Genomic DNA, 21,405 nt, shown 5'->3' on the forward strand with positions numbered 1-21,405 from the left:
CCATGCCGCTGACCACCACCCGCCGCTCCGCGCTGTCCGACCAGGTGATCACGGCGCTCCGGAACCAGATCACCTCGGGCGAGTGGCCGGTCGGCTCCCGGATCCCGACCGAGCCCGAACTGGTCGAGCAGCTGGGCGTGGCCAGGAACACGGTCCGTGAGGCCGTGCGCGCCCTCGCGCACAACGGCCTGCTCGACATCCGGCAGGGCTCGGGCACGTACGTCGTCGCCACCAGCGAGCTCGCCGGGGTGATGCACCGGCGCTTCGCCGACGCCGACCCGCGCCACATCGCCGAGCTGCGCAGCACCCTGGAGTCCGCCGCCGCGCGGCTGGCCGCCGAGCGCCGCACCGAGCGCGACCTCAAGCAGCTCGACGCGCTGCTGCAGCGGCGCGAGGAGGCGTGGGAGTCGGGGGACGCGGAGGCGTTCGTCACGGCCGACTCGACGCTGCACCTCGCCGTCGTGGCCGCCTCGCACAACGAGGTGATGACGGCTCTCTACGCGGATCTGGGCGATGTGCTGCGCGACTGGCTGCGCAGCGACGTCGGCCGGGAGCTGCGCCCGGAGCGGCATATGGACCACGCGCGGCTGGTGGACGCGATCAGGGCCGGGGACGCGGACACGGCGGGCGCCGAGGCGGCGAGCTACGCGCTCAAGTGCCTGAGCGGTGGTGAGTGACCCGGGCCGGAAAAACGGGCGACGCCCCGGTCCCATGAAGGGCCGGGGCGTCGCGTCGTGCGCGAGGGGTCAGGCGCCGATCGCGTGCAGGCCGCCGTCGACGTGCACGATCTCGCCGGTGGTCTTCGGGAACCAGTCCGAGAGCAGCGCAACGACGCCGCGCGCCGCCGGCTCCGGGTCGGCCAGGTCCCACTTCAGCGGGGCACGGCTGTCCCACACCTCCGCGAGCTCCTCGAAGCCCGGGATGGACTTGGCGGCCATCGACTTGATCGGGCCCGCGGAGATCAGGTTGCAGCGGATGTTCTTCTCGCCCAGGTCGCGGGCGAGGTAGCGGGAGGTGGACTCCAGCGCCGCCTTCGCCACGCCCATCCAGTCGTACTTCGGCCAGGCGACCTGCGCGTCGAAGTCCATGCCGACGACCGAGCCGCCGCGCTTCTCCATAAGGGGAAGAAGCGCCATCGTCAGCGCCTTGAGGGAGTACGCCGAGACCTCGACCGCCGTGGCGACCGACTCCCAGCCGGTGTTGAGGAAGTTGCCGCCGAGGGCGTCCTGCGGCGCGAAACCGATGGAGTGCACGACGCCGTCGAGCGAGGCGTCGGGCCCGAAGTGCTCGCTGACCTTGGCGGCCAGGCTCTCCAGGTGCTCCTTGTCCTGCACGTCCAGCTCGATGACCGGTACGGGCTTGGGCAGCCGTCTGGCGATCCGCTCGACCAGGCTCAGCCGCCCGAAGCCGGTGAGGACGACGTCGGCGCCCTCCTCCTGGGCGAGCTTGGCGACGTGGAAGGCGATCGAGGAGTCGGTGAGGACCCCGGTGACGAGGATGCGCTTGCCGGCGAGGATTCCACTCATATCGGTCAGTGACCCATGCCCAATCCGCCGTCAACCGGAATGACGGCTCCAGTGATGTACGAGGCGTCGTCCGAGGCGAGGAAGCGCACCGTGGCGGCGATCTCCTCGGGCTGCGCGTACCGGCCAAGCGGAACCTGGCCGACGATGTTCTGCCGCTGTTCGTCGGTGAGCGCCTTGGTCATATCGGTGTCGACGAATCCGGGCGCGACGACGTTGAAGGTGATGTTGCGGGAGCCGAGTTCGCGGGCGAGCGAGCGGGCGAAGCCGATCAGACCCGCCTTGGACGCGGCGTAGTTCGCCTGGCCCGCCGAGCCGAGCAGCCCGACTACGGAGGAGATCAGGACGACACGGCCCCTCTTCGCGCGCAGCATGCCCCGGTTGGCCCGCTTGACCACGCGGAACGTGCCGGTGAGGTTGGTGTCGAGGACGGCCTGGAAGTCCTCCTCGGTCATCCGCATCAGCAGCTGGTCCCGGGTGACGCCGGCGTTGGCCACCAGCACCTCGACCGGGCCGTGCCGCTCCTCGATCTCCTTGTAGGCCTGCTCGACCTGCTCGGGGTCGGTGATGTCGCACCTGACGGCCAGGAAGCCCTCTGGCGGCTCACCCGAGCGGTACGTTATGGCGACCTTGTCGCCGGAATCGGCGAAGGCGCGGGCGATGGCGAGGCCGATGCCCCGGTTTCCTCCGGTAACGAGAACCGAGCGGCTCAACAGCGATCACCCTTTCAGTAGTGGTCAGGTACCACGAAAACTATCGGTCCCCGGCCCGTTACGGAGAATCGAGGCCCGACAGGGGCATCCGACACACACTGTCGGGTCCCTACAGAAATCTCCGTGCGGTCGCCGCGGCGACAGGACATGATCGGGGGCGACGACTACGGGAGGATGCCGTGCTCCATTCCATCGACGAGTCCTTCACGGCGTTGCCGCTGCGCGCGCTCGCCGACGCGGCGCTCGCGCGAGCGCGATCGCTGGGCGCCGACCACGCCGACTTCCGCTTCGAGCGGGTGCGCAGCGCCTCATGGCGGCTGCGGGACGCCAAGCCCGCGGGCTCCTCCGACACCACGGACCTGGGGTATGCGGTGCGGGTGGTGCGCGGCGGCACATGGGGCTTCGCCTCCGGCGTGGACATGACGCCGGACGCGGCGGCGCGGGTCGCCGGGCAGGCGGTTGCCATGGCGAGGCTGTCGGCGCAGGTGATCGCGGCCGCGGGGTCGGACGAGAAGGTGGAGCTGGCGGAGGAGCCGGTGCACGCGGACCGGACGTGGGTCTCCTCGTACGAGATCAGCCCGTTCGACGTGCCGGACGCCGAGAAGAGCGGGCTGCTGACGGAGTGGAGCAGGCGGCTGCTGGCCGCCGCGGGCGTCGACCACGTGGACGCCTCGCTGCTGACCGTGCAGGAGAACAAGTTCTACGCGGACACGGCCGGCACCTCGACCACCCAGCAGCGCGTACGGCTGCACCCCCAGCTCACGGCGGTCGCAGTCGACCCGGAGAGCGGTGAGTTCGACTCGATGCGGACCATCGCCCCGCCGGTGGGGCGCGGCTGGGAGTACATGACGGGCACCGGCTGGGACTGGGACGCGGAGCTGGCGGAGATCCCTGAGCTGCTGGCCGAAAAGATGCGGGCGCCGAGCGTCGAGGCGGGCGCGTACGACCTGGTCGTCGACCCGTCGAACCTGTGGCTGACGATCCACGAGTCGATCGGCCACGCCACGGAGCTGGACCGGGCCCTGGGGTACGAGGCGGCGTACGCGGGCACGTCGTTCGCCACCTTCGACCAGCTGGGCAAGCTCAAGTACGGCTCCGAGATCATGAACGTGACCGGGGACAGGACCGCGGAGCACGGGCTCGCCACCGTCGGCTATGACGACGAGGGCGTGGCCGGCCAGTCCTGGGACCTGGTCAAGGACGGGGTGCTCGTCGGCTACCAGCTGGACCGCAGGATCGCCCGCCTCACCGGCTTCGACCGCTCCAACGGCTGCGCGTACGCCGACTCCCCCGCCCACGTCCCCGTACAGCGGATGGCGAACGTCTCGCTGCAGCCCGCGCCCGGCGGCCCGTCCACCGAGGAGCTGATCGCCGGGGTCGAGCGGGGCATCTACGTCGTCGGGGACCGCTCGTGGTCCATCGACATGCAGCGCTACAACTTCCAGTTCACCGGGCAGCGCTTCTTCCGGATCGAGAACGGCAGACTCGCGGGCCAGCTGCGCGACGTCGCCTACCAGGCCACGACCACCGACTTCTGGGGCTCGATGGCGGCGGTCGGCGGCCCGCAGACATACGTGCTGGGCGGCGCGTTCAACTGCGGCAAGGCCCAGCCGGGACAGGTCGCGGCCGTCTCGCACGGCTGCCCGTCCGCGCTGTTCCGCGGCGTCAACATTCTCAACACCACGCAGGAGGCCGGACGATGACCGCTGTGACCAAGCCGCATGAGGTCGTCGAGCGCGCCCTCGAACTGTCCCGGGCCGACGGCTGCGTGGTGATCGCCGACGAGGAGTCGACCGCCAATCTGCGCTGGGCGGGCAATGCGCTGACGACGAACGGCGTGACCCGCGGCCGTACGCTCACCGTCATCGCGACCGTCGACGGCGCGGAGGGCACCGCGGCCGGTGTCGTCTCGCGGACCGCCGTCACCGTCGACGAGCTGGAGCCGCTGGTGCGGGCCGCGGAGGCGGCAGCGCGCGACGCGGGCCCGGCCGAGGATGCCCAGCCGCTCGTCGAGGGCGTCCCCGCGTCGCCCGACTTCACGGACGCGCCCGCCGAGACCTCCTCCGAGGTCTTCTCGGCCTTCGCGCCCGCGCTCGGGGAGGCCTTCGCGCGGGCCCGCGCCGGGGGCAGGGAGCTGTACGGATTCGCCAACCACGAGCTCGTTTCCAGCTACCTCGGCACCTCGACCGGGCTGCGGCTGCGCCACGACCAGCCCAGCGGCACGCTCGAGCTGAACGCCAAGTCCCCGGACCGTACGCGCTCGGCGTGGGCGGGTCAGGCGACGCGCGACTTCAAGGACGTCGACCCGGGGGCCATGGACGCGGAGCTCGCTCAGCGGCTGGCCTGGGCGGAGCGGCGGGTGGACCTGCCCGCGGGCCGGTACGAGACGTTGCTGCCGCCGACGGCCGTGGCCGACCTGCTCGTCTACCAGATGTGGTCGTCGTCGGCGCGGGACGCCGCCGAGGGCCGTACGGTCTTCAGCAGGCCAGGCGGCGGCACGCGCGTGGGCGAGAAGCTCTCGGAGCTGCCGCTGACGCTGCGCAGCGACCCGGGCGAGCCGGGCCTGGAGTCGGCGCCCTTCGTGCTGGCGCACTCCTCGGGCGATGGGTCGTCGGTCTTCGACAACGGCCTGCCGCTCGGGACGACCGAGTGGCTGCGCGAGGGCGAGCTGCACCGGCTGCTCACCACGCGGCACACCGCGGGGCTCACCGGCCTGCCCCTGGCGCCCGCCATCGACAATCTGATCCTGGAGGCGGGCGGGGCGCGCTCGCTCGAGGAGATGGTCGCGGGTACGGAGCGCGGGCTGCTGCTGACCTGCCTCTGGTACATCCGGGAGGTCGACCCGGCGACGCTGCTGCTCACCGGGCTGACCCGGGACGGCGTCTACCTCGTGGAGAACGGCGAGGTCACCGGCGCGGTCAACAACTTCCGGTTCAACGAGTCACCAGTGGACCTGCTGTCCAGGGCCGCCGAGGCGGGCCGCACCGAGCGGACACTGCCGCGCGAGTGGAGCGACTGGTTCACCCGGGCCGCGATGCCCGCCCTGCGTATCCCGGACTTCAATATGAGCTCCGTCAGCCGGGGCGTCTGACCTCATGAATGACCAAATAGAATGCCGGTCATGACACGGCTCGGCGACTCCGTACAGCGCACCAGTGAGCTTCTGGGGCAGGACCTCTCCTCCGACAAGACCGTGGAGCAGCTGCTCTCGGAGACGAAGGCGAGGCGCTATCTCGACCTGTCGGACCTCCCGGCGAAGGAGCAGGCGGAGCTGATCGCCGCCCGCACGGTCGAGGTGCTGCCCGCGGTCGCCAAGCTGGCCGAGCGGATCGAGGAGCGCCGGGCGCAGGGCAAGGGCCTGAGCATCAAGCTCGGCATCGACCCGACCGGGGCCGATGTGCACCTCGGACATGTGGTGCCGATGATCGTCCTCAACCGCTTCCAGCGCATGGGCCACGACGTCACCCTGCTCATCGGCGACTTCACGGCCAAGATCGGCGACCCGTCGGGCCGTACGGCGGAGCGCCCGCCGCTGACCGACGAGGACATCGCCAGGAACCTCGTGGGCTACCGCGAGCAGGTCCGGCCGTTCTTCGACTTCGAGAAGGTGTCCTTCCGGCAGAACAGCGAGTGGCTGGCGCCGTACACCTTCCCCGAGCTGCTGGGCCTGCTCGCCCAGGTCCCGGCCTCGCAGCTGCTGCAGCGCGATGACTTCCGCAACCGGCTCGCGGAGGGCTCGGGCCTGACGATGTCGGAGCTGCTCTACCCGATCGCCCAGGCGCTGGACTCGGTCGCGCTGAACTGCGATGTCGAACTGGGCGGCGCGGACCAGCTGCTGAACCTGCAGATGGGCCGCAAGCTGATGGAGCTGAAGGGCCAGCAGCCGCAGCTGGTCGTCACCATGCCGCTGATCGAGGGCACGGACGGCACCGGCGCCAAGATGTCCAAGTCCAAGGGCAATTACGTGGGTCTGACCGCGTCAGCCGACGATGTCTTCGGGAAGATCATGTCCGTGCCGGACCGGCTGATGGAGCCGTACCTGAAGGCCTGGACCGAGTGGACCGACGAGGAGATCACGCTCGCGCTGGCCCGGATCGAGGACAGGTCGCTGCACCCCATGGATCTCAAGAAGGTCCTCGCGGGCGAGGTCGTGGCCGCGCTCTACGACGTGGACTCCGCGATGGCGGCCCGCGCGGCCTTCGTCGCGCAGTTCTCGAAGAAGAGCTTCACGGAGGTCGGGTCGCTGCCGTCGGTCGACGCCGCGCAGCACGGCGCGGAGAGCGTGGCGGCGGTGCTGACGAAGGTGCTGGAGTTCACCCCGAGCGCGTCGGCCGCCCGCCGGATCGCCAAGCAGAACGGCCTGAGGCTGGTCGTCGAGGCGGACGGCGGCCAGCAGGCGTTCGTGCTGGACGAGGCCGCGGCGACCCGGCCGCTCGCCGAGGCCGTGGCCCAGACCCTCGCCGGCGCCGGTCTCGCCGCCGGATCGGGCAGCGTCTACCTCAAGGCGGGGCGGAAGATCGCCGAGCTGAAGGGGCTGTAGAGGCAGCGGCGCCGCACCGCCCGGCCCGGTCTCGTACGCGGCTGACCAGCGGCGTACGGTGGAGGTGTCCGGGACCGGGCGGGACCGGCTCGAGTCGCAGGTGGTGGAGCGGATGCGGAAGCACAGCGGCCCCCAGGTCTTCCGGATCACCGGGGCGCGCGCGGGGCTGGCCGACGATGTGCGGCACCGGCAGCGGCGCTATGTCATCTCGATGACCGTCCGCACCGTGTCGTTCCTGCTGGCCGTGGCGCTGTGGAACGTCGAACGGCATGTGGCGATCGTCGCCCTTGTGCTGGGCTTCATCCTGCCGTATATCGCCGTGGTGATCGCCAACGCGGGCCGGGAGAACGCCCCTTCAGTCCCCGACTCCTTCATCGCGACGCCCACCGGGCGCATGCTGGGCTCCGGATCGGAGGACGGCTCGCACGAGCGCGTCCCGGAGACGACAGGGGCCGATGAGAACGAGCGGTCGCGTGACCAGAGCTGATTTCGCGCGGGTGTGACCGTAGTCTGCAAAGCTCAAGAAAAGCTCAGATCAATCGTGTGGATCCAGTGCACTGGCCAGGGTCCCCCGTGACATACTGCGTACGCGCTCCGCATCCCCCGTCGGAGCGACGGACCGACGCCGGGCGGCTCCCCCCGTGGCTGCCCGGCGTCGCCATGTCCGGGCCCTGTTTACTGGTGCCTGTGAACGCCGAATCGAACGCCTCGCACGCCGGATCACCGATCTGCTCGGCCAAGGGCTGCCGTGCCTCCGCGGTGTGGGTGCTGGCCTGGAACAACCCGAAGATCCACTCGCCGGAGCGCCGGAAGACCTGGCTGGCCTGCGAGGAGCACCGCGAGCACCTGTCGCAGTTCCTCGGCGTACGGGGGTTCCTGAAGGACGTCGTGCCGTTCGAGGAATGGGAGCGGAAGTCAGCCGCCGATCGCTGACATCGGGCGGTCGGGCTGCAGGAAGGACGGGTCGTCCAGACCGGAACCGGCCTTTTTGCCCCACATCGCGAGCCGCCACAGCTTCGCGATCTCCTCGTCGCCCGCGCCGGACCGCAGCGGACCGCGCAGGTCCGACTCCTCCCTGGCGAACAGGCACGTACGGACCTGGCCGTCCGCGGTGAGCCGGGTGCGGTCGCAGGCCCGGCAGAACGGGCGGGTGACGGAAGCGATGACTCCGACCCGGGCGGGGCCGCCGTCGACCAGCCAGCGCTCGGCAGGCGCGGAGCCGCGGACCTCTTCGCCCTCGGGGGTGAGGTCGAAGCGGGTGCGCAGGCTCGCCAGGATGTCCCCTGCGGTGATCATGCCGTCACGCTTCCAGCCGTGCTGGGCGTCGAGCGGCATCTGCTCGATGAAACGCAGTTCGTAGTCGTGCTCCACGGCCCAGGCGAGCAGGTCGGGGGCCTCGTCGTCGTTGAGCCCGGGCATCAGCACCGCGTTGACCTTGACCGGGGTGAGGCCGGCGGCGCGGGCCGCGTCGAGTCCGTCCAGCACGTCCTGGTGGCGCTTGCGGCGGGTCAGGGCCTGGAAGACGTCGGGCCTGAGGGTGTCCAGCGAGACGTTGACCCGGTCCAGGCCCGCGTCCTTCAGGGCCCGCGCGGTGCGCTGGAGGCCAATGCCGTTGGTGGTCAGCGACATTTTCGGCCGCGGCTCGAGGGCGGCGCACTGCTCGACGATGGAGACCAGTCCGGGGCGCAGCAGGGGCTCGCCGCCGGTGAAGCGGACCTCCGTGACACCGAGGCCGGTGGCCGCGATACGGATCAGCCGGACGATCTCGTCGTCCGTGAGCAGGTCGCTCTTGCCGAGCCACTGCAGGCCTTCCTCCGGCATGCAGTAGGTGCAGCGGAGGTTGCACCGGTCGGTGAGCGATACGCGCAGGTCTGTGGCCACGCGACCGTATGTGTCAATGAGCACTGGGCCCCTCCCCGCTCCGGCAGCAGCAGTTCTTGCGATTCCTCGAGCCTACGCGACGGCTGTGACATCAGCATCGGCCCGATGCCACAAGCAGCGGCGCGGCCGCGTCGTAGATCCCTACGAGCGGCCGCGCACGGAGGGTGACCGAGCTGCTCAGTGGGCTCCCGATCCGGTGAGGGAGCGGACCTCCAGCTCCGCGTACTTGCCCTCGTCCGGCTGCTCCTTGGACAGGACGGAGCCGAGCCAGCCGAGCAGGAAGCCCAGCGGGATCGAGATCAGGCCCGGGTTCTCCAGCGGGAACCAGTGGAAGTCCACGCCCGGGAACATCGAGGTCTCCTTGCCCGAGACGACCGGCGAGAAGAGAACCAGCAGCACGGACGAGGCGAGACCGCCGTAGATGGACCACAGCGCGCCCTGGGTGGTGAACCGCTTCCAGAACAGGCTGTAGAGGATGGTCGGCAGGTTGGCGGACGCTGCGACCGCGAAGGCGAGCGCGACGAGGCCCGCCACGTTGAGACCGCGTGCGAAGACGCCGAGGACGATCGCCACGGCCCCGATCCCGATGGCCGCCCAGCGCGCCGCCGCGACCTCCTCCTTGTCCGAGGCCTGGCCCTTGCGGATGACGTTCACGTACAGGTCGTGCGCGAAGGAGGACGAGGAGGCGAGGGTGAGTCCCGCGACGACGGCGAGGATCGTCGCGAAGGCCACCGCCGAGATCACCGCGAGCAGGATCGCGCCGCCGGTCGAGTCCGCGCCGCCGCCGATCTCCTGGGCGAGCAGCGGAGCCGCCGTGTTGCCCGCCGGGTTGGACGCGATGATCGTCTCCTGCTTGATCAGTGCGGCCGCGCCGAAGCCCAGTGCGAGGGTCATCAGGTAGAAGGCGCCGATGATGCCGATCGCCCAGTTCACGGACTTCCGGGCGGCCTTGGCCGTGGGCACGGTGTAGAAGCGGATCAGGATGTGCGGCAGGCCCGCGGTGCCGAGCACCAGCGCGATGCCGAGCGAGATGAAGTCGATCTTCGAGGTCGCGCTGACCCCGTACTTCAGGCCAGGCTCCAGGAAGGCGGCCCCCTTCCCGCTGTTCTCGGCCGCCGCCCCGAGAAGGGTGGAGATGTTGAAGTTGAACTTGAGCATCACCAGGAACGTGATGAGCAGCGTGCCCGCGATCAGCAGCACCGCCTTGACCATCTGCACCCAGGTGGTCCCCTTCATGCCGCCGATGGAGACGTAGAGGATCATCACGACGCCGACGAGGACGACGATGAGGATCTTCCCGGTCTCGCTGGTGATGCCGAGCAGCAGCGAGACCAGGGCACCGGCGCCGGCCATCTGGGCCAGCAGGTAGAAGATGGACACCACGATGGTGGAGGTGCCCGCGGCCGTACGCACCGGGCGCTGCCGCATGCGGTACGCGAGCACGTCGCCCATGGTGAACCGGCCCGAGTTGCGCAAGGGTTCGGCGACCAGCAGAAGGGCCACCAGCCAGGCGACGAGGAAGCCGATGGAGTAGAGGAAGCCGTCGTAGCCCGCGATGGCGATGGCGCCCGCGATGCCGAGGAAGGACGCCGCCGACATGTAGTCGCCGGAGATCGCGAGGCCGTTCTGGAAGCCGCTGAACTGGCGCCCACCCGCGTAGAAGTCCTCCGCTCCCTTGGTCTGGCGCCCGGCCCACACCGTGATGCCGAGGGTCGCGGCGACGAAGACCGCGAAGAGCGTGATGATGAGGCCGCGGTGCTCGCCCGCGCCCTCGGCGGCGAGCTGGATCGTCGGGCTCATGACGCGTCACCCTCCAGGCGGGACGTGGTGGCCTCGCCGCCCTCCAGGCGGGACTTGATGGCTTCGGCGCGCGGGTCGAGCTTGGCGGCGGCGTGCCGCGAGTACCACCACGCGATGAGGAAGGTGGTGGCGAACTGGGCGATGCCGAAGACGAAGGCGACGTTGATGTTGCCGAGCACCTTGGTACCCATGAAGGCGCCCGCGTAGTTGGACAGCAGGACGTACAGCAGGTACCAGACGATGAAGGCCACCGTGAGGGGGAAGGCGAAGGAGCGGTAGGTGCGGCGCAGTTCCGCGAACTCGGGGCTCGCCTGCACTTCGCGGTACGGCTCGGCGCCTGACGTTCCCTCCCCTGCGGGACTTGAGTCGGTGTACAAGGGATCTCCCGTGGATGCGGCTCGGTTGAACTCGGTTGACGGAGCTTGGTCGTTGCGGCTTGCTGCTGGGGTGAGCTTGGTCACGCACCGGGTTCGGCATCGTAGGCCCGTGTGGCGTGATCCGGCAGGGGGGTTGGTTGAACTCCACAGGATCGGTCGATCGTGACCGACACCCGCCGCTTTCCGGTTCGTTGACCCCGGTGTGAGCGATCCGTCGAACCTCCCGTCCCCCGCGCCCGCCCGCCGGCCTTATGGCATGGTGCGGCTGCCCGGTCCGGTCGCGGTTACACGGACCGAGCCGCGCATCGGGGCGGGCGAGCTCGGCAGGTGGTACGGCCCCCGGGTCCCGCTGCCGCCGCTGAGCATCGAGGCGCTGCAGCGCCCGCCTGTCGATCCGTCAGGTCGCTGAAGTCGCAGCGGACTCGACGCGTCCGCATGGGTGACGTTTTCAGCCGAACGGGCCAGGGCCAAGCGGAATCCGGGCTTTTCACCGGAATCCATTGATCAGATCACCGCATCGGCGCTAGCTTCCGTCGTCATGTACCCGTCCATGCGCACACCCGTGCGTGGACGGTCTCACGGATGATGTGGAGAACCCATGGCTCCTCTCCGGTCCAGACGCACGCGCGCGCTCGCCGTGCCGGTCGGGCTCGCGCTCACCGCCTCCCTCGGCTTCCTTCCCGGCTCCGCCACGGCCGCCGCCCCGCAGACCGCGGACGCGCCGGCCCCCACCGCCGCTGAAGCCGGGCCCGAGCTCTCGTACGTGGTGAACACCGAGACCGGCGCCGGCACGGTCGGCAAGGTGAAGAAGGCCATCGCCAAGGCAGGCGGCACGGTGGTCACCGCCCATGACCGGATCGGGGTGATCGTCGCCCACTCGACGAACCCCGACTTCGCCAAGACCATGCGCACCGCCGAGGGCGTCCAGTCGGCGGGTGCCACCCGCACCGCGCCGCTCAAGCCGGCCGGCACCACCGAGGTCGGCAAGCCCGAGAAGGTGCGGGAGCCACGCTCCGCCGCCGCCCTCGCGGCCGCCAGGGCCTCCGGCCAGGAGCCGCTCGAGTCCCTGCAGTGGGACATCGCGGCCATCAGGGCCGACAAGGCGGCGGAGGTGAACCCCGGCAGCCGGAAGGTGACGGTCGCGGTCATCGACACGGGCGTCGACGACACCCACCCGGACCTCGCGCCGAACTTCTCGGCCAAGCAGTCCGCCAACTGCGTCGGCGGCGTCGCGGACACCGGCAAGGGGGCCTGGCGGCCGTACACCGAGGACGACTACCACGGCACGCACGTGGCGGGCGAGATCGCGGCGGCCCGCAACAACGTGGGCGTCGCGGGCGTCGCGCCGGGCGTGAAGGTCTCCTCCATCAAGGTGAGCGAGGCGGAGACCAGCCTCTTCTACGCCGAGGCCGTCGTCTGTGCCTTCATGTTCGCGGCCGACCAGGGCATCGAGGTCACGAACAACAGCTATTACATCGACCCGTGGATGTTCAACTGCAAGGACGACCCCGACCAGGGAGCCATCGTCGAGGCGGTGAGCAGGGCGGCGAAGTTCGCCGGCCGTAAGGGCGCGATCCATGTCGCCTCCGCGGGCAACTCCGGCTTCGACCTGGCGGCCAAGTCGCTCACCGACACCTCGAGCCCCAACGACACGACACCCGCCGAGCGCACCGTCGACCCGTCGAAGTGCCTGGACATCCCGACCCAGCTGCCGGGCGTCGTGACGGTCTCCGCGACCGGCCCGAAGGCCCTCAAGTCGTATTACTCCAACTACGGCCTGAACCAGATCGACGTGGCAGGCCCGGGCGGGGACAAGTACCAGGTGCCCGAGGCCCCGGCCAAGGACGGCCGGATCCTGTCCACGATGCCCGGGGGCGACTACGCGTACCTGCAGGGCACCTCGATGGCGGGGCCGCACGTCGCGGGCGTCGCCGCGCTCGTCAAGAGCAAGCGGCCGGACGCGAGCCCGCAGGAGATCCAGTGGCTGCTCAAGGCCCACGCGGACAACCCCGGGTGCCCGACGGAGCCGTACGACCCGGACGGTGACGGCAAGGTCAACGCCGAGTGCACGGGCACGCAGCACATCAACAGCTTCTACGGCTTCGGCATCGTCGACGCGCTCGACGCGGTCGAGAAGTGACGCGCCCCGCACCTCCCACCTCCATTGGCACGACCTCCCACGACCGAAGTGGAGAAACCATGACGCCGCGCCCCGCAGCACGCTCGCGCCGCGCAGCCGCGATACCCGTCAGCATGGCCCTGACCACCGCGCTCGCCTTCCTCCCCGCAGCCGCGTCCGCCGCGCCGCTGGAGGACTCGGCCACCGACCCGGGCACCACCGCCGCCGCGGCGCCGGCCGCCACCGCGGACGGTGAGCAGCTCAGCTACGTCGTCAACGTCCGCCCCGGCTCCAGCACATCCCCGTCCCTGAAGAAGGCGATCGCCAAGGCCGGCGGAACGATGGTGCAGGCCTACGACCAGATCGGCGTGATCGTCGTCCACTCCGCCAACTCCGGCTTCGCCAAGGAGATCCGGAAGGTGCGCGGGGTCTCGTCCGCGGGCGCGACCCGTACGGCGCCGCTGCCCGCCCAGGGCACGACCGACACCGGCACGCCGAAGGTGCTGACCGCCGAGCAGGCCAGGGAAGCCGCCAAGCTGGCCGAGGCGGGCCAGGACCCGCTGCAGCCGCTCCAGTGGGACCTGCCCGCCATCAAGGCGGACAAGGCGCACGAGAAGTCCCTGGGCAGCCAGAAGGTCACGGTCGCCGTCATCGACACGGGCGTGGACGACACCCACCCCGACATCGCGCCCAACTTCGACCGCGCCGCATCCGTCAACTGCGTGACGGGCAAGCCGGATACGGCCGACGGCGCCTGGCGCCCGGGAGCCCAGGAGAGCCCGCACGGCACGCACGTGGCGGGCGAGATCGCGGCCGCGAAGAACGGCGTCGGCGTCACCGGCGTCGCCCCGGGCGTCAAGGTCTCCGGCATCAAGGTGTCGACCGAAGCCGGGTTCTTCTACACCGAGGCGGTCGTCTGCGGCTTCATCTGGGCCGCGGAGCACGGCGTGGACGTGACCAACAACAGCTATTACACCGACCCGTGGTACTTCAACTGCTCCGACGACCCGGACCAGAAGGCGCTGCTCGAGGCCATCACGCGGGCCACGCGGTACGCGGAGCGCAAGGGCGCGGTGAACGTCGCCGCGGCGGGCAACGAGAACTACGACCTGGCCGCCGACTCCATCACCGACCCGGTGAGCCCCAACGACACGGCGCCGGTCGAGCGCGAGATCGACCCGAGCGAGTGCCTCGACATACCGACCCAGCTGCCGGGCGTCGTCACCGTCTCCGCAACCGGCGCCAAGGGGCTGAAGTCCTCGTTCTCCAACCACGGCCTGGGCGTTATCGACATCGCAGCCCCGGGCGGCGACAGCACCCGCTACCAGCCCCCGGCCCCGCCCGCGGTCAGCGGCCAGATCCTCGGCCCGCTGCCGGGCGGCACCTACGGCTACATGGCCGGGACCTCCATGGCGTCCCCGCACGTCGCGGGCGTCGCCGCGCTCATCAGGAGCACCCACCCGAAGGCCTCCCCGGCCGTGGTCAAGGCCCTCCTGAAACTCGAGGCCGACGACCGCGCCTGCCAGGACCCGTACGACATCGACGGCGACGGCACGGCGGACGCGGTCTGTGAGGGCAGCGAGGGCGACAACGGCTTCTACGGGGCCGGGATCGCGGACGCCCTGGACGCGGTCGAGAAGTGACGTAGGCAGCGATGGGTGGGCGGTACCCTGCGCTTCTGGGGTGCCGCCCATCGCGCTGGGGGAGTTGTACGGGTGCAGGGTCTCGATGTCGTCATGACACGGCTGGCCACCACGGTCGTGAGCGCGCTGGCGAAATCGCTGCTGACGAAAAGGCCGGGGGCCGGGCTGGCGGAGAAGCCCGCGAGCCCGGGTGGGATCGGGCGCAGGCCCGCTCGCCTGAGTGAGAAGGAGACAGGTCGTCTCGTCGACTCCCTGGCCGGCCGCCTGGGCGAGGTGTGCGGGGAGGCGTGCTCGGAGGCGCCTGAGCACGAGCGGTCGGCCGCGGTGGCGGCCGTCGGCGACGTCTTCTCCGCGGCCGGTCCGCTGGATCAGGACCTGTTGCTGGAACTGGACCTGGAGCCACGCGAGTTACGGGACCACGTGCTGGCCCGTGCGGACGGCGTACGGTCCGGTGCCGCGCTCGGCGAAGCCGGGAATGCGCTCTTCGACCGCCTCCTGGACCTGTGCTGCCTTCATGTCGTGGAGTACGCATCCTCACTGCCGACGTTCCCGGCCCGGAGCCAGGTGGAGTTGGTGCGCCGTACGGCCCGTACGGAGCAGGCTGTGGAGGAGGTGCGGCGGCGTCTTGGCCCCGGCCCGGCGGGCGAGGCGGCACGGTTCGAGTCGCGCTACGCCGATGTCGTGGTGGCCACGCACAGCAGGCTGCAGCTGTTCGGAGTGACGCTGAGCGGCGCCGGAGCCGAGTGGGCGCTCGACACGGCGTACATCAGCCTCGGCGTGAACAATGAGGCCCCCGAAACGGCGTTCCGCCGTGAATTCGCGGCCCCGACGGTCCGTATCGAAGAGGCCCTCGCGGACTCCTCACGGCTACTGCTCCGCGGCCCGGCGGGCTCGGGCAAGAGCACGCTCGTGCAGTGGCTCGCGACGAACGCCGCGCGGCGCAGCTTCGGGACGCAGCTCGCCAACTGGAATGCGTGCGTACCGTTCGTCCTGCGGCTGCGGGCCCTGGGCGGCCGGGATGCGCTGCCGCTCCCCCAGGACTTCCTGACGGCCATGGGCAACCCGCTCGCAGGAGCGGCCCCGGCGGGGTGGGCCGAGGATCTCCTCTCCTCGGGCCGCGCGCTCGTGCTCGTGGACGGCGTGGACGAGGTGCCGCAGCGACTGCGGAAGCGTACGGAGGACTGGCTGCGCACGATGGTCGCGGCATTCCCCGACGCACGGTACGTGGTGACCACGCGGCCGTCGACGGTCCCGGAGGACTGGCTGGCGCAGTGCGGATTCCGCGCGCGCTCACTGCTGCCCATGACGCGCGAGGACGTCCGCTCCTTCATCACCCACTGGCACGACGCGGCGCGGCAGGAGTGCGGGCCTGGCGGTGATCGGGAGACGCTCGACACGTACGAGGAGTCCCTTCTTCAGGCCGTCGGCACCCGCCGCGAACTGGGCAGGCTGTCGACCAATCCGCTGATGTGCGCCCTGCTGTGCGCGCTCAACCGCGACCGCCGGATGCATCTGCCGCGCGCCCGCAAGGAGCTGTACGACGCGGCGCTGGACATGCTGCTCGTACGGCGTGACACGGAGCGGGAGATCGCGGGGGTCGAGGGCGTCGAGCTGACGAAGGACGAACAGACGCTGCTGCTCCAGCAGTTGGCGTACTGGCTGATCAGGAACGGCCAGGTCGAGGCCGAGTGCGGCGAGGCCATCGAAATGATCGACGAGTCGCTGACCGCGATGCCGCAGGTACGGCAGCAGGGCAGCGCGGAACAGGTCTTCCGGCACCTGCTGATCCGCAGCGGCCTGCTGCGCGAGCCGGTCCCGGGCTCGGTGGGCTTCGTGCACCGCACGTTCCAGGACCACTTGGCGGCGAAGGCGGCGGTGGAGGCGCGTGACTTCGGCTTCCTGGTGGGCAGGGCCCACGACGACCAGTGGGAGGACGTCATCCGCATGGCGGTGGGCCACGCCCGCCCGGCGGAGCGGGTACGGCTGCTGCGCGGAATCCTGAAGCGAGCGGACCGCGTGAAGCGGTTCCGAAACCGCCTGAACCTGCTGGCGGCGGCGTGCTTGGAACACGCGCCGCAGCTGGATCCGGAGGTCCGGGGGGAGGTGGAGGGACGGCTGGCTGAGCTGATCCCACCGTGGAACGACGAGGAGGCGGAGGAGCTGGCGAATGCGGGTGAGCTGGTCCTCGATCTGCTGCCCGGACCGGAGAGTGTCGAGGACGAGTGGTCCGCACGGGCCGTTGTGCGAACGGCCGCGCTGATCGGTGGAACCGCCGCCATGGCACTGATTGCCAGATTCTGCGGCGACGAGAGAGTACGAGTCGCTGTCACCCGGGCGTGGAGCCACTTCGACACCCACGCCTATTTCGACGCTGTGCTGTCCCGTGCAGCACTGCGGGATGTATTCCTTACGGTGGATTCGCAAGAGCAGTTGGAAGTCCTACCCCGACTCCCCCAAGTCAATTGCGTAACCGCATATGGTGACCTGCAACCGTTCGATCACCTCGGGAAATTCACCGAGTCTTTGCACATCATCAGGAACAAGGCAATCAGCGACCTGTCTTTCGTCCAGCGGTTCCCGGTGCTGCGCGGTCTCTCGCTGACGCAATGTCCCGAAGTTGCTGACCTCGCCCCGTTGGAAGCCACGAGCATCGAGACTCTGCATCTCCAAGGCTTGTGCCCGTGGCTGAGCTTGGATCCCCTGCGCCCGATCAGCAAACTGACCCGTCTCGACCTAAACTTCGAGGTTCCGATGAGCAGTCTGGAGTCTCTTCCGGTCGGCCCGCAGCTCACAGGCCTCGGGCTCTACACCATGGCCGAGCATGTACGGCTCCATGGCATCGAGCGCTGGCCGCATCTGAATTGGCTCACGCTCACGGGTGAAAGACAGGGCTCCCAACTGGCCCTGCTCGAGGGCATCAGCCAACTTGAACTGCTCCAGTTGTGCATCCTGCGCGATCTCGACCTGGAAGACGTCACCTCTCATCAGCGGCTCGGCACTCTATGGCTGGTGGGCTGCACGATCCCCCGTGGACTCGCGCCGCTGCAGAACCTTCCCCTGCTCGTGGACCTCTCGCTCTCCGCGTGCGAAGGGCCGGACACAGCCCCGCTCGATCTCGCGCCGCTGGCGGAAATGCCCAACTTAGTCATCTCCATCACCGGCGGGACCAAGGTCCTGAACGCCGATCTCATCCCGCCCGAGCGTCTGGTTACCCCAGGCCCCCCGCGCCGCATCAGTTCCTGACCAGCACCTTCAGCGCCGTCCGCTCGTCCATCGCCTTGTAGCCGCCCGGGACGCCCTCCACGTCGACCGTCAGGTCGAAGACGGGCGACAGGTCGATCGTCCCGTCCAAGATGTCCGGCAGCAGTTCCGGGATGTACGTACGGACCGGGGCCAAGCCGCCCCGCAGTGCGATGTTGCGGCCGAACATCACGCCCTGACACCCGCCGACGCGTCCGGGGCGGAGCGGACCATGACTCGGCCGAGTTTGGCCTGACGCGCCGTCATACCAGTTCCCCCGCACGGCGGGCAGCCCGTCAGAGCCTCTGTCAGAGGCGGGCCGTATTCTCATGGACCATGCTCGAAGACCGCACGGCAACCGCACCGTCCATCGCGCAGCAGTCCGCGCCCCCGGTGCCGCGGCCGATGCCGGTGCCGGTGCCTGAAAGCGCGCCCGTGCCCGTACGCGTGCCCGTGCCGCAGTCCGTACCGGCGGACGCGTGGCCGGAGGCGTATCCGCGGGGGTACGCCGTCGTGGACGTCGAGACGACGGGCCTCGCGCGCGACGACCGGATCGTCTCGGCGGCGGTCTACCGGCTCGACGCGCAGGGCAATGTGGAGGACCACTGGTATTCGCCGGTCAACCCGCTGCGCGACCCGGGCCCGGTCTGGATCCACGGCCTGACGAGCGATGTGCTCGCCGGCGCACCGCTCTTCCCCGAGATCGCCGACGCCCTCGCCGAGCGCCTCGATGGACGCGTGCTCGTCGCGCACAACGCCGTCTTCGACTGGTCGATGATCGCCCGTGAGTACGCCCGCGCCGACCGCACGGCCCCCGTCCGGCAGCGGCTGTGCACCATCGCCCTCGCCAAGGAGCTCCGGCTCCCCCTCCCCAACCACAAGCTGGAGTCGCTGGCCGCGCACTACGGCGTCGTGCAGCGGCAGGCCCACCACGCGCTGGACGACGCGCGCGTGCTCGCCGAGGCGTTCCGGCCGAGCCTCCATCTCGCGGCGGAGGCGGGGATGCGGCTGCCGCTGCTGGGCTGCCAGCCGCTCACCGAGTGGTCGGACGCCCCGCGCGCACACGGCCACCAGCGCTCGTACCGCCCGGGCAGCTGGCGTCCGAGCCGCCGGCGTCCCGCGTGCCCGTACCCCAACCCGGGGCGGTACGAGCCGGGCAAGCGGCTCGTCCAGGGCATGCGGGTGGCGTTCTCCGGCGACACCTCGGTCGACCGCGAGCTGCTGGAGGACCGCGCCTTCGACGCGGGGCTGCACATCGCCACCAGCGTCTCCCGGCTCACCAGCCTGCTGGTGACCAACGACCCTGACTCGGGCACCTCCAAGGCCGACAGAGCCCGCGCCTTCGGCACCCCTGTGGTCGACGAGGCGGCGTTCATGCAACTGCTCCAGGACGTGGCCCCGGCACCCTCGTCCGAGTGAACGGCGGACGACGCGCCCGCCGCCCGCTCCCCCTCCGGCGACCCGCACCCGCACCCTGTGGCGCATGGCACGATGTGAGGTTTGCGGAAACGACTATGGTCTGGCCTTCGAGGTCCACGCGCAGGGCGCGGTGCACGTCTTCGACTGCTTCGCTTGCGCCATCCACCGGATGGCCCCGATCTGCGAGCACTGCAATGTGAAGATCATCGGCCAGGGCGTGGAGGCCGAGGGCCACTTTTACTGCTGCGCCCATTGCGCCCGCGAGGAGGGGAAGGTGGGAGTCGTCGACCACGTGTGAGCAGTCCCGGCCCTCCGGCAGCTCCGGCCCTTCCGGCCCCGGCCCCGGACCCCGGCCGCAGGAGAACCCCCACCCGACATGCACCCCACGACCGAGTTGTACGGTCGTGGGGTGTACCGCTTCCTGTTGTCCCGGCAGTGGGTGATCCTCACCCTCGTTGCGCTTGCGCTCATCCCCGTGATGATCGAGCTGGGCTTCTGGCAGCTGCACCGCCACGAGCACCGCGTCGCCCGGAACGGGCAGGTCGCCCGGAGCCTCGACGCCCCGGCCGTCCCGGTCGGCAGGCTCACCTCCCCTGGCCACGAGGTGCCCGGCTCCGACACCTGGCGCACGGTCACCGCCACCGGCTCGTACGACACCGAGCACGAGGTCGTGGTCCGCCAGCGGACCGCCGCCGACGAGCAGACCATCGGCTACTACCTCGTCACCCCGCTGATCATGAAGGACGGCCGGGCGGTCCTGGTCAACCGCGGCTGGATCCCGGCCGGCGGCGATCTCACGAAGTTCCCGAAGGTGCCGGCGGCGCCCCGCGGGCAGGTCACGGTCACCGGCCGCCTCATGCCCGACGAGACGGCCGCGAACAGCGGCATCAAGGACAAGCAGGGCCTGCCGCCGCGTCAGGTCATGATGATCAACAGCAGGGAGCGGGCCGGGGTGCTCCCGCAGCCGCTCCTCGGCGGCTACGTCCAGCTCACCAAGACCTCTCCGAAGGGCCCGGCCGGCCGGCCGGAGACAGTGCCGGCGCCGGACCACAGCGGCATCGGCCCGCACATGGCGTACGCGATCCAGTGGTGGCTGTTCGCGGCCGGCGTCCCGGTCGGCTGGGTCGTCCTGGTCCGCCGCGAGCGCAAGGACCGCCTCGCCGCGCAGCGGAAGCCGGCGCAGGAAACGGCATCCGTCCCCGTCTGACCGACCCGGGCGGGCCCGGTGAACACGACCCTGTGAACACGGCCCTGTGAACACGGCCCTCGCGCCGTCCCGGACCGATAGGACACCATAAGGGCATGGATCTTGAACTGAAGGACCGGGTGTACGTCGTCACCGGGGCCACGCGCGGGCTCGGCCTCGCCGCGGCGCGCGAACTCGTCGCCGACGGGGCGAAGGTGGTGCTCAGCGGCCGCGACGAGGAGGCCGCCACGGCTGCGGCTGAGGTCCTCGGACCGAACGCGGCCGGCCTTGCCGCGAACAACGCAGACCCGAGTACGGCCGACCGCCTCATCGCGACGGCGCGCGCCCGCTTCGGCGGCTTCGACGGCATCCTGATCAGCGTCGGCGGGCCGCCGCCCGGGATGGGCGCTGACAACACGGACGAGCAGTGGCAGGCGGCCTTCGAGTCCGTCTTTCTCGGAGCGGCACGGCTTGCGCGGACGGCCGCGGCCGAGCTGCCGGAGGGCGGCGTGATCGGTTTCGTCCTCTCGGGGTCCGTCTACGAGCCGATTCCCGGGCTGACGATCTCCAACGCCCTGCGGCCGGGGCTCGCGGGCTTCGCCAAGTCCCTTTCTGTGGAGCTGGGGCCGCGGGGCATCCGGGTCATCGGACTCGTTCCGGGGCGTATTGACACGGACCGCATACGCGAGCTGGACGCGCTTTCCGGCGATCCGGACGCGGCGCGGGCGCGCAGCTCGGCCGCGATTCCGCTGCGGCGCTATGGGAGGCCGGAGGAGTTCGGGAAGGCCGCGGCGTTCTTCCTGTCGCCGGCGGCGTCGTACGTCACGGGTGTGATGCTCCAGGTCGACGGCGGCGCCCGCCACGGCTTCTGACCACCTCCGCGGTCATTCGCCCACCGGCGCACGCCGCCGCCCCCGGGCCTCCGGCCGGAACTTGGATCCCCACCCGCCCTTTCAGGGCGGGT

Annotated in this window: 18 protein-coding genes and 1 pseudogene; 13 read left to right on the forward strand and 6 right to left on the reverse strand. The window is 70.5% G+C overall.

Annotated features, from left to right (window positions below):
* Nucleotides 1-2: 2 nt before the first annotated feature.
* Nucleotides 3-677 (forward strand): FadR/GntR family transcriptional regulator, encoded by a 675-nt coding sequence (locus ACTWP8_RS17760; protein ID WP_443313614.1) that lies wholly within the window; start codon nucleotides 3-5, stop codon nucleotides 675-677.
* A gap of 69 nt (nucleotides 678-746) precedes the next feature.
* Here ACTWP8_RS17760 and fabI read toward each other — a convergent pair whose 3' ends face one another.
* Both fabI and fabG read right to left on the reverse strand, forming a co-directional pair.
* A complete protein-coding gene (gene fabI / locus ACTWP8_RS17765) occupies nucleotides 747-1,526 on the reverse strand; it encodes an enoyl-ACP reductase FabI (protein ID WP_443323114.1) in 780 nt (259 codons plus the stop codon).
* Between the two features lie 5 nt (nucleotides 1,527-1,531).
* Nucleotides 1,532-2,236 carry a 3-oxoacyl-[acyl-carrier-protein] reductase gene (gene fabG / locus ACTWP8_RS17770; protein ID WP_443313612.1) on the reverse strand — a complete coding sequence of 235 codons (705 nt, stop codon included), beginning with the start codon at nucleotides 2,234-2,236 and terminating at the stop codon, nucleotides 1,532-1,534.
* Nucleotides 2,237-2,415: 179 nt separating this feature from the next.
* Between fabG and ACTWP8_RS17775 the strand changes: the two genes are divergently transcribed.
* The 5 genes from ACTWP8_RS17775 to ACTWP8_RS17795 all read left to right on the forward strand — a co-directional run bounded on the left by ACTWP8_RS17775 (nucleotide 2,416) and on the right by ACTWP8_RS17795 (nucleotide 7,709).
* Nucleotides 2,416-3,939, forward strand: a complete 1,524-nt coding sequence (locus ACTWP8_RS17775) for a TldD/PmbA family protein (protein ID WP_443323115.1) — start codon at nucleotides 2,416-2,418, stop codon at nucleotides 3,937-3,939.
* Nucleotides 3,936-5,327, forward strand: a complete 1,392-nt coding sequence (locus ACTWP8_RS17780; protein WP_443323116.1) for a metallopeptidase TldD-related protein — start codon at nucleotides 3,936-3,938, stop codon at nucleotides 5,325-5,327. Before ACTWP8_RS17775 ends, ACTWP8_RS17780 begins: the two co-directional genes overlap by 4 nt.
* Before the next feature lie 30 nt (nucleotides 5,328-5,357).
* Nucleotides 5,358-6,776: a tyrosine--tRNA ligase gene (gene tyrS, locus ACTWP8_RS17785; protein WP_443323117.1), complete on the forward strand. Its 1,419-nt coding sequence runs from the start codon at nucleotides 5,358-5,360 to the stop codon at nucleotides 6,774-6,776.
* Between the two features lie 112 nt (nucleotides 6,777-6,888).
* Nucleotides 6,889-7,263 carry a DUF3099 domain-containing protein gene (locus ACTWP8_RS17790; RefSeq protein WP_443323239.1) on the forward strand — a complete coding sequence of 125 codons (375 nt, stop codon included), beginning with the start codon at nucleotides 6,889-6,891 and terminating at the stop codon, nucleotides 7,261-7,263.
* Nucleotides 7,264-7,463: 200 nt separating this feature from the next.
* Nucleotides 7,464-7,709 (forward strand): hypothetical protein, encoded by a 246-nt coding sequence (locus ACTWP8_RS17795; protein WP_443323118.1) that lies wholly within the window; start codon nucleotides 7,464-7,466, stop codon nucleotides 7,707-7,709.
* Here ACTWP8_RS17795 and moaA read toward each other — a convergent pair.
* The 3 genes from moaA to ACTWP8_RS17810 all read right to left on the reverse strand — a co-directional run bounded on the left by moaA (nucleotide 7,692) and on the right by ACTWP8_RS17810 (nucleotide 10,834).
* Nucleotides 7,692-8,681 carry a GTP 3',8-cyclase MoaA gene (moaA, locus tag ACTWP8_RS17800; protein WP_443323119.1) on the reverse strand — a complete coding sequence of 330 codons (990 nt, stop codon included), beginning with the start codon at nucleotides 8,679-8,681 and terminating at the stop codon, nucleotides 7,692-7,694. The two genes, ACTWP8_RS17795 and moaA, sit on opposite strands and share 18 nt — an antisense overlap.
* A 153-nt stretch (nucleotides 8,682-8,834) precedes the next feature.
* Nucleotides 8,835-10,457 (reverse strand): solute symporter family protein, encoded by a 1,623-nt coding sequence (locus ACTWP8_RS17805; RefSeq protein WP_443313606.1) that lies wholly within the window; start codon nucleotides 10,455-10,457, stop codon nucleotides 8,835-8,837.
* On the reverse strand, nucleotides 10,454-10,834 hold the full coding sequence (locus ACTWP8_RS17810; RefSeq protein ID WP_443323120.1) for a DUF485 domain-containing protein: 381 nt from the start codon (nucleotides 10,832-10,834) through the stop codon (nucleotides 10,454-10,456). The genes ACTWP8_RS17805 and ACTWP8_RS17810 overlap by 4 nt, the downstream gene beginning before the upstream one ends.
* 598 nt (nucleotides 10,835-11,432) lie before the next feature.
* Here ACTWP8_RS17810 and ACTWP8_RS17815 point away from each other — a divergent pair.
* Genes ACTWP8_RS17815 through ACTWP8_RS17825 form a run of 3 tightly spaced genes read left to right on the forward strand, consistent with a single transcriptional unit; the run spans nucleotide 11,433 to nucleotide 17,839 of the window.
* Nucleotides 11,433-12,974: a S8 family serine peptidase gene (locus ACTWP8_RS17815; protein ID WP_443323121.1), complete on the forward strand. Its 1,542-nt coding sequence runs from the start codon at nucleotides 11,433-11,435 to the stop codon at nucleotides 12,972-12,974.
* Nucleotides 12,975-13,033: 59 nt separating this feature from the next.
* Complete coding sequence (locus tag ACTWP8_RS17820) at nucleotides 13,034-14,596, forward strand: S8 family peptidase (RefSeq protein ID WP_443323122.1); 1,563 nt, start codon at nucleotides 13,034-13,036, stop codon at nucleotides 14,594-14,596.
* A gap of 15 nt (nucleotides 14,597-14,611) precedes the next feature.
* Nucleotides 14,612-17,839, forward strand: coding sequence for an NACHT domain-containing protein (locus ACTWP8_RS17825; RefSeq protein WP_443323123.1), 3,228 nt, complete (start codon nucleotides 14,612-14,614; stop codon nucleotides 17,837-17,839).
* Here the strand turns inward: ACTWP8_RS17825 and ACTWP8_RS17830 are convergent.
* Nucleotides 17,829-18,032, reverse strand: a pseudogene (locus ACTWP8_RS17830) (IMP dehydrogenase); the annotation flags it as partial. The gene ACTWP8_RS17825 and the pseudogene ACTWP8_RS17830 overlap by 11 nt on opposite strands.
* Nucleotides 18,033-18,172: 140 nt before the next feature.
* Here ACTWP8_RS17830 and ACTWP8_RS17835 point away from each other — a divergent pair.
* The 4 genes from ACTWP8_RS17835 to ACTWP8_RS17850 all read left to right on the forward strand — a co-directional run bounded on the left by ACTWP8_RS17835 (nucleotide 18,173) and on the right by ACTWP8_RS17850 (nucleotide 21,313).
* On the forward strand, nucleotides 18,173-19,255 hold the full coding sequence (locus ACTWP8_RS17835; protein WP_443323124.1) for a DEDDh family exonuclease: 1,083 nt from the start codon (nucleotides 18,173-18,175) through the stop codon (nucleotides 19,253-19,255).
* Nucleotides 19,256-19,319: 64 nt separating this feature from the next.
* Nucleotides 19,320-19,553 carry a hypothetical protein gene (locus tag ACTWP8_RS17840; RefSeq protein ID WP_443323125.1) on the forward strand — a complete coding sequence of 78 codons (234 nt, stop codon included), beginning with the start codon at nucleotides 19,320-19,322 and terminating at the stop codon, nucleotides 19,551-19,553.
* Nucleotides 19,554-19,664: 111 nt separating this feature from the next.
* Nucleotides 19,665-20,462, forward strand: a complete 798-nt coding sequence (locus ACTWP8_RS17845) for an SURF1 family cytochrome oxidase biogenesis protein (RefSeq protein ID WP_443323240.1) — start codon at nucleotides 19,665-19,667, stop codon at nucleotides 20,460-20,462.
* A gap of 95 nt (nucleotides 20,463-20,557) precedes the next feature.
* Nucleotides 20,558-21,313 (forward strand): SDR family oxidoreductase, encoded by a 756-nt coding sequence (locus ACTWP8_RS17850; protein ID WP_443323126.1) that lies wholly within the window; start codon nucleotides 20,558-20,560, stop codon nucleotides 21,311-21,313.
* The last annotated feature ends 92 nt before the right edge of the window (nucleotides 21,314-21,405 follow it).

Source organism: Streptomyces sp. 7N604 (genome assembly GCF_052245475.1).
In the GTDB taxonomy this organism is placed as follows: Bacteria; Actinomycetota; Actinomycetes; order Streptomycetales; family Streptomycetaceae; genus Streptomyces.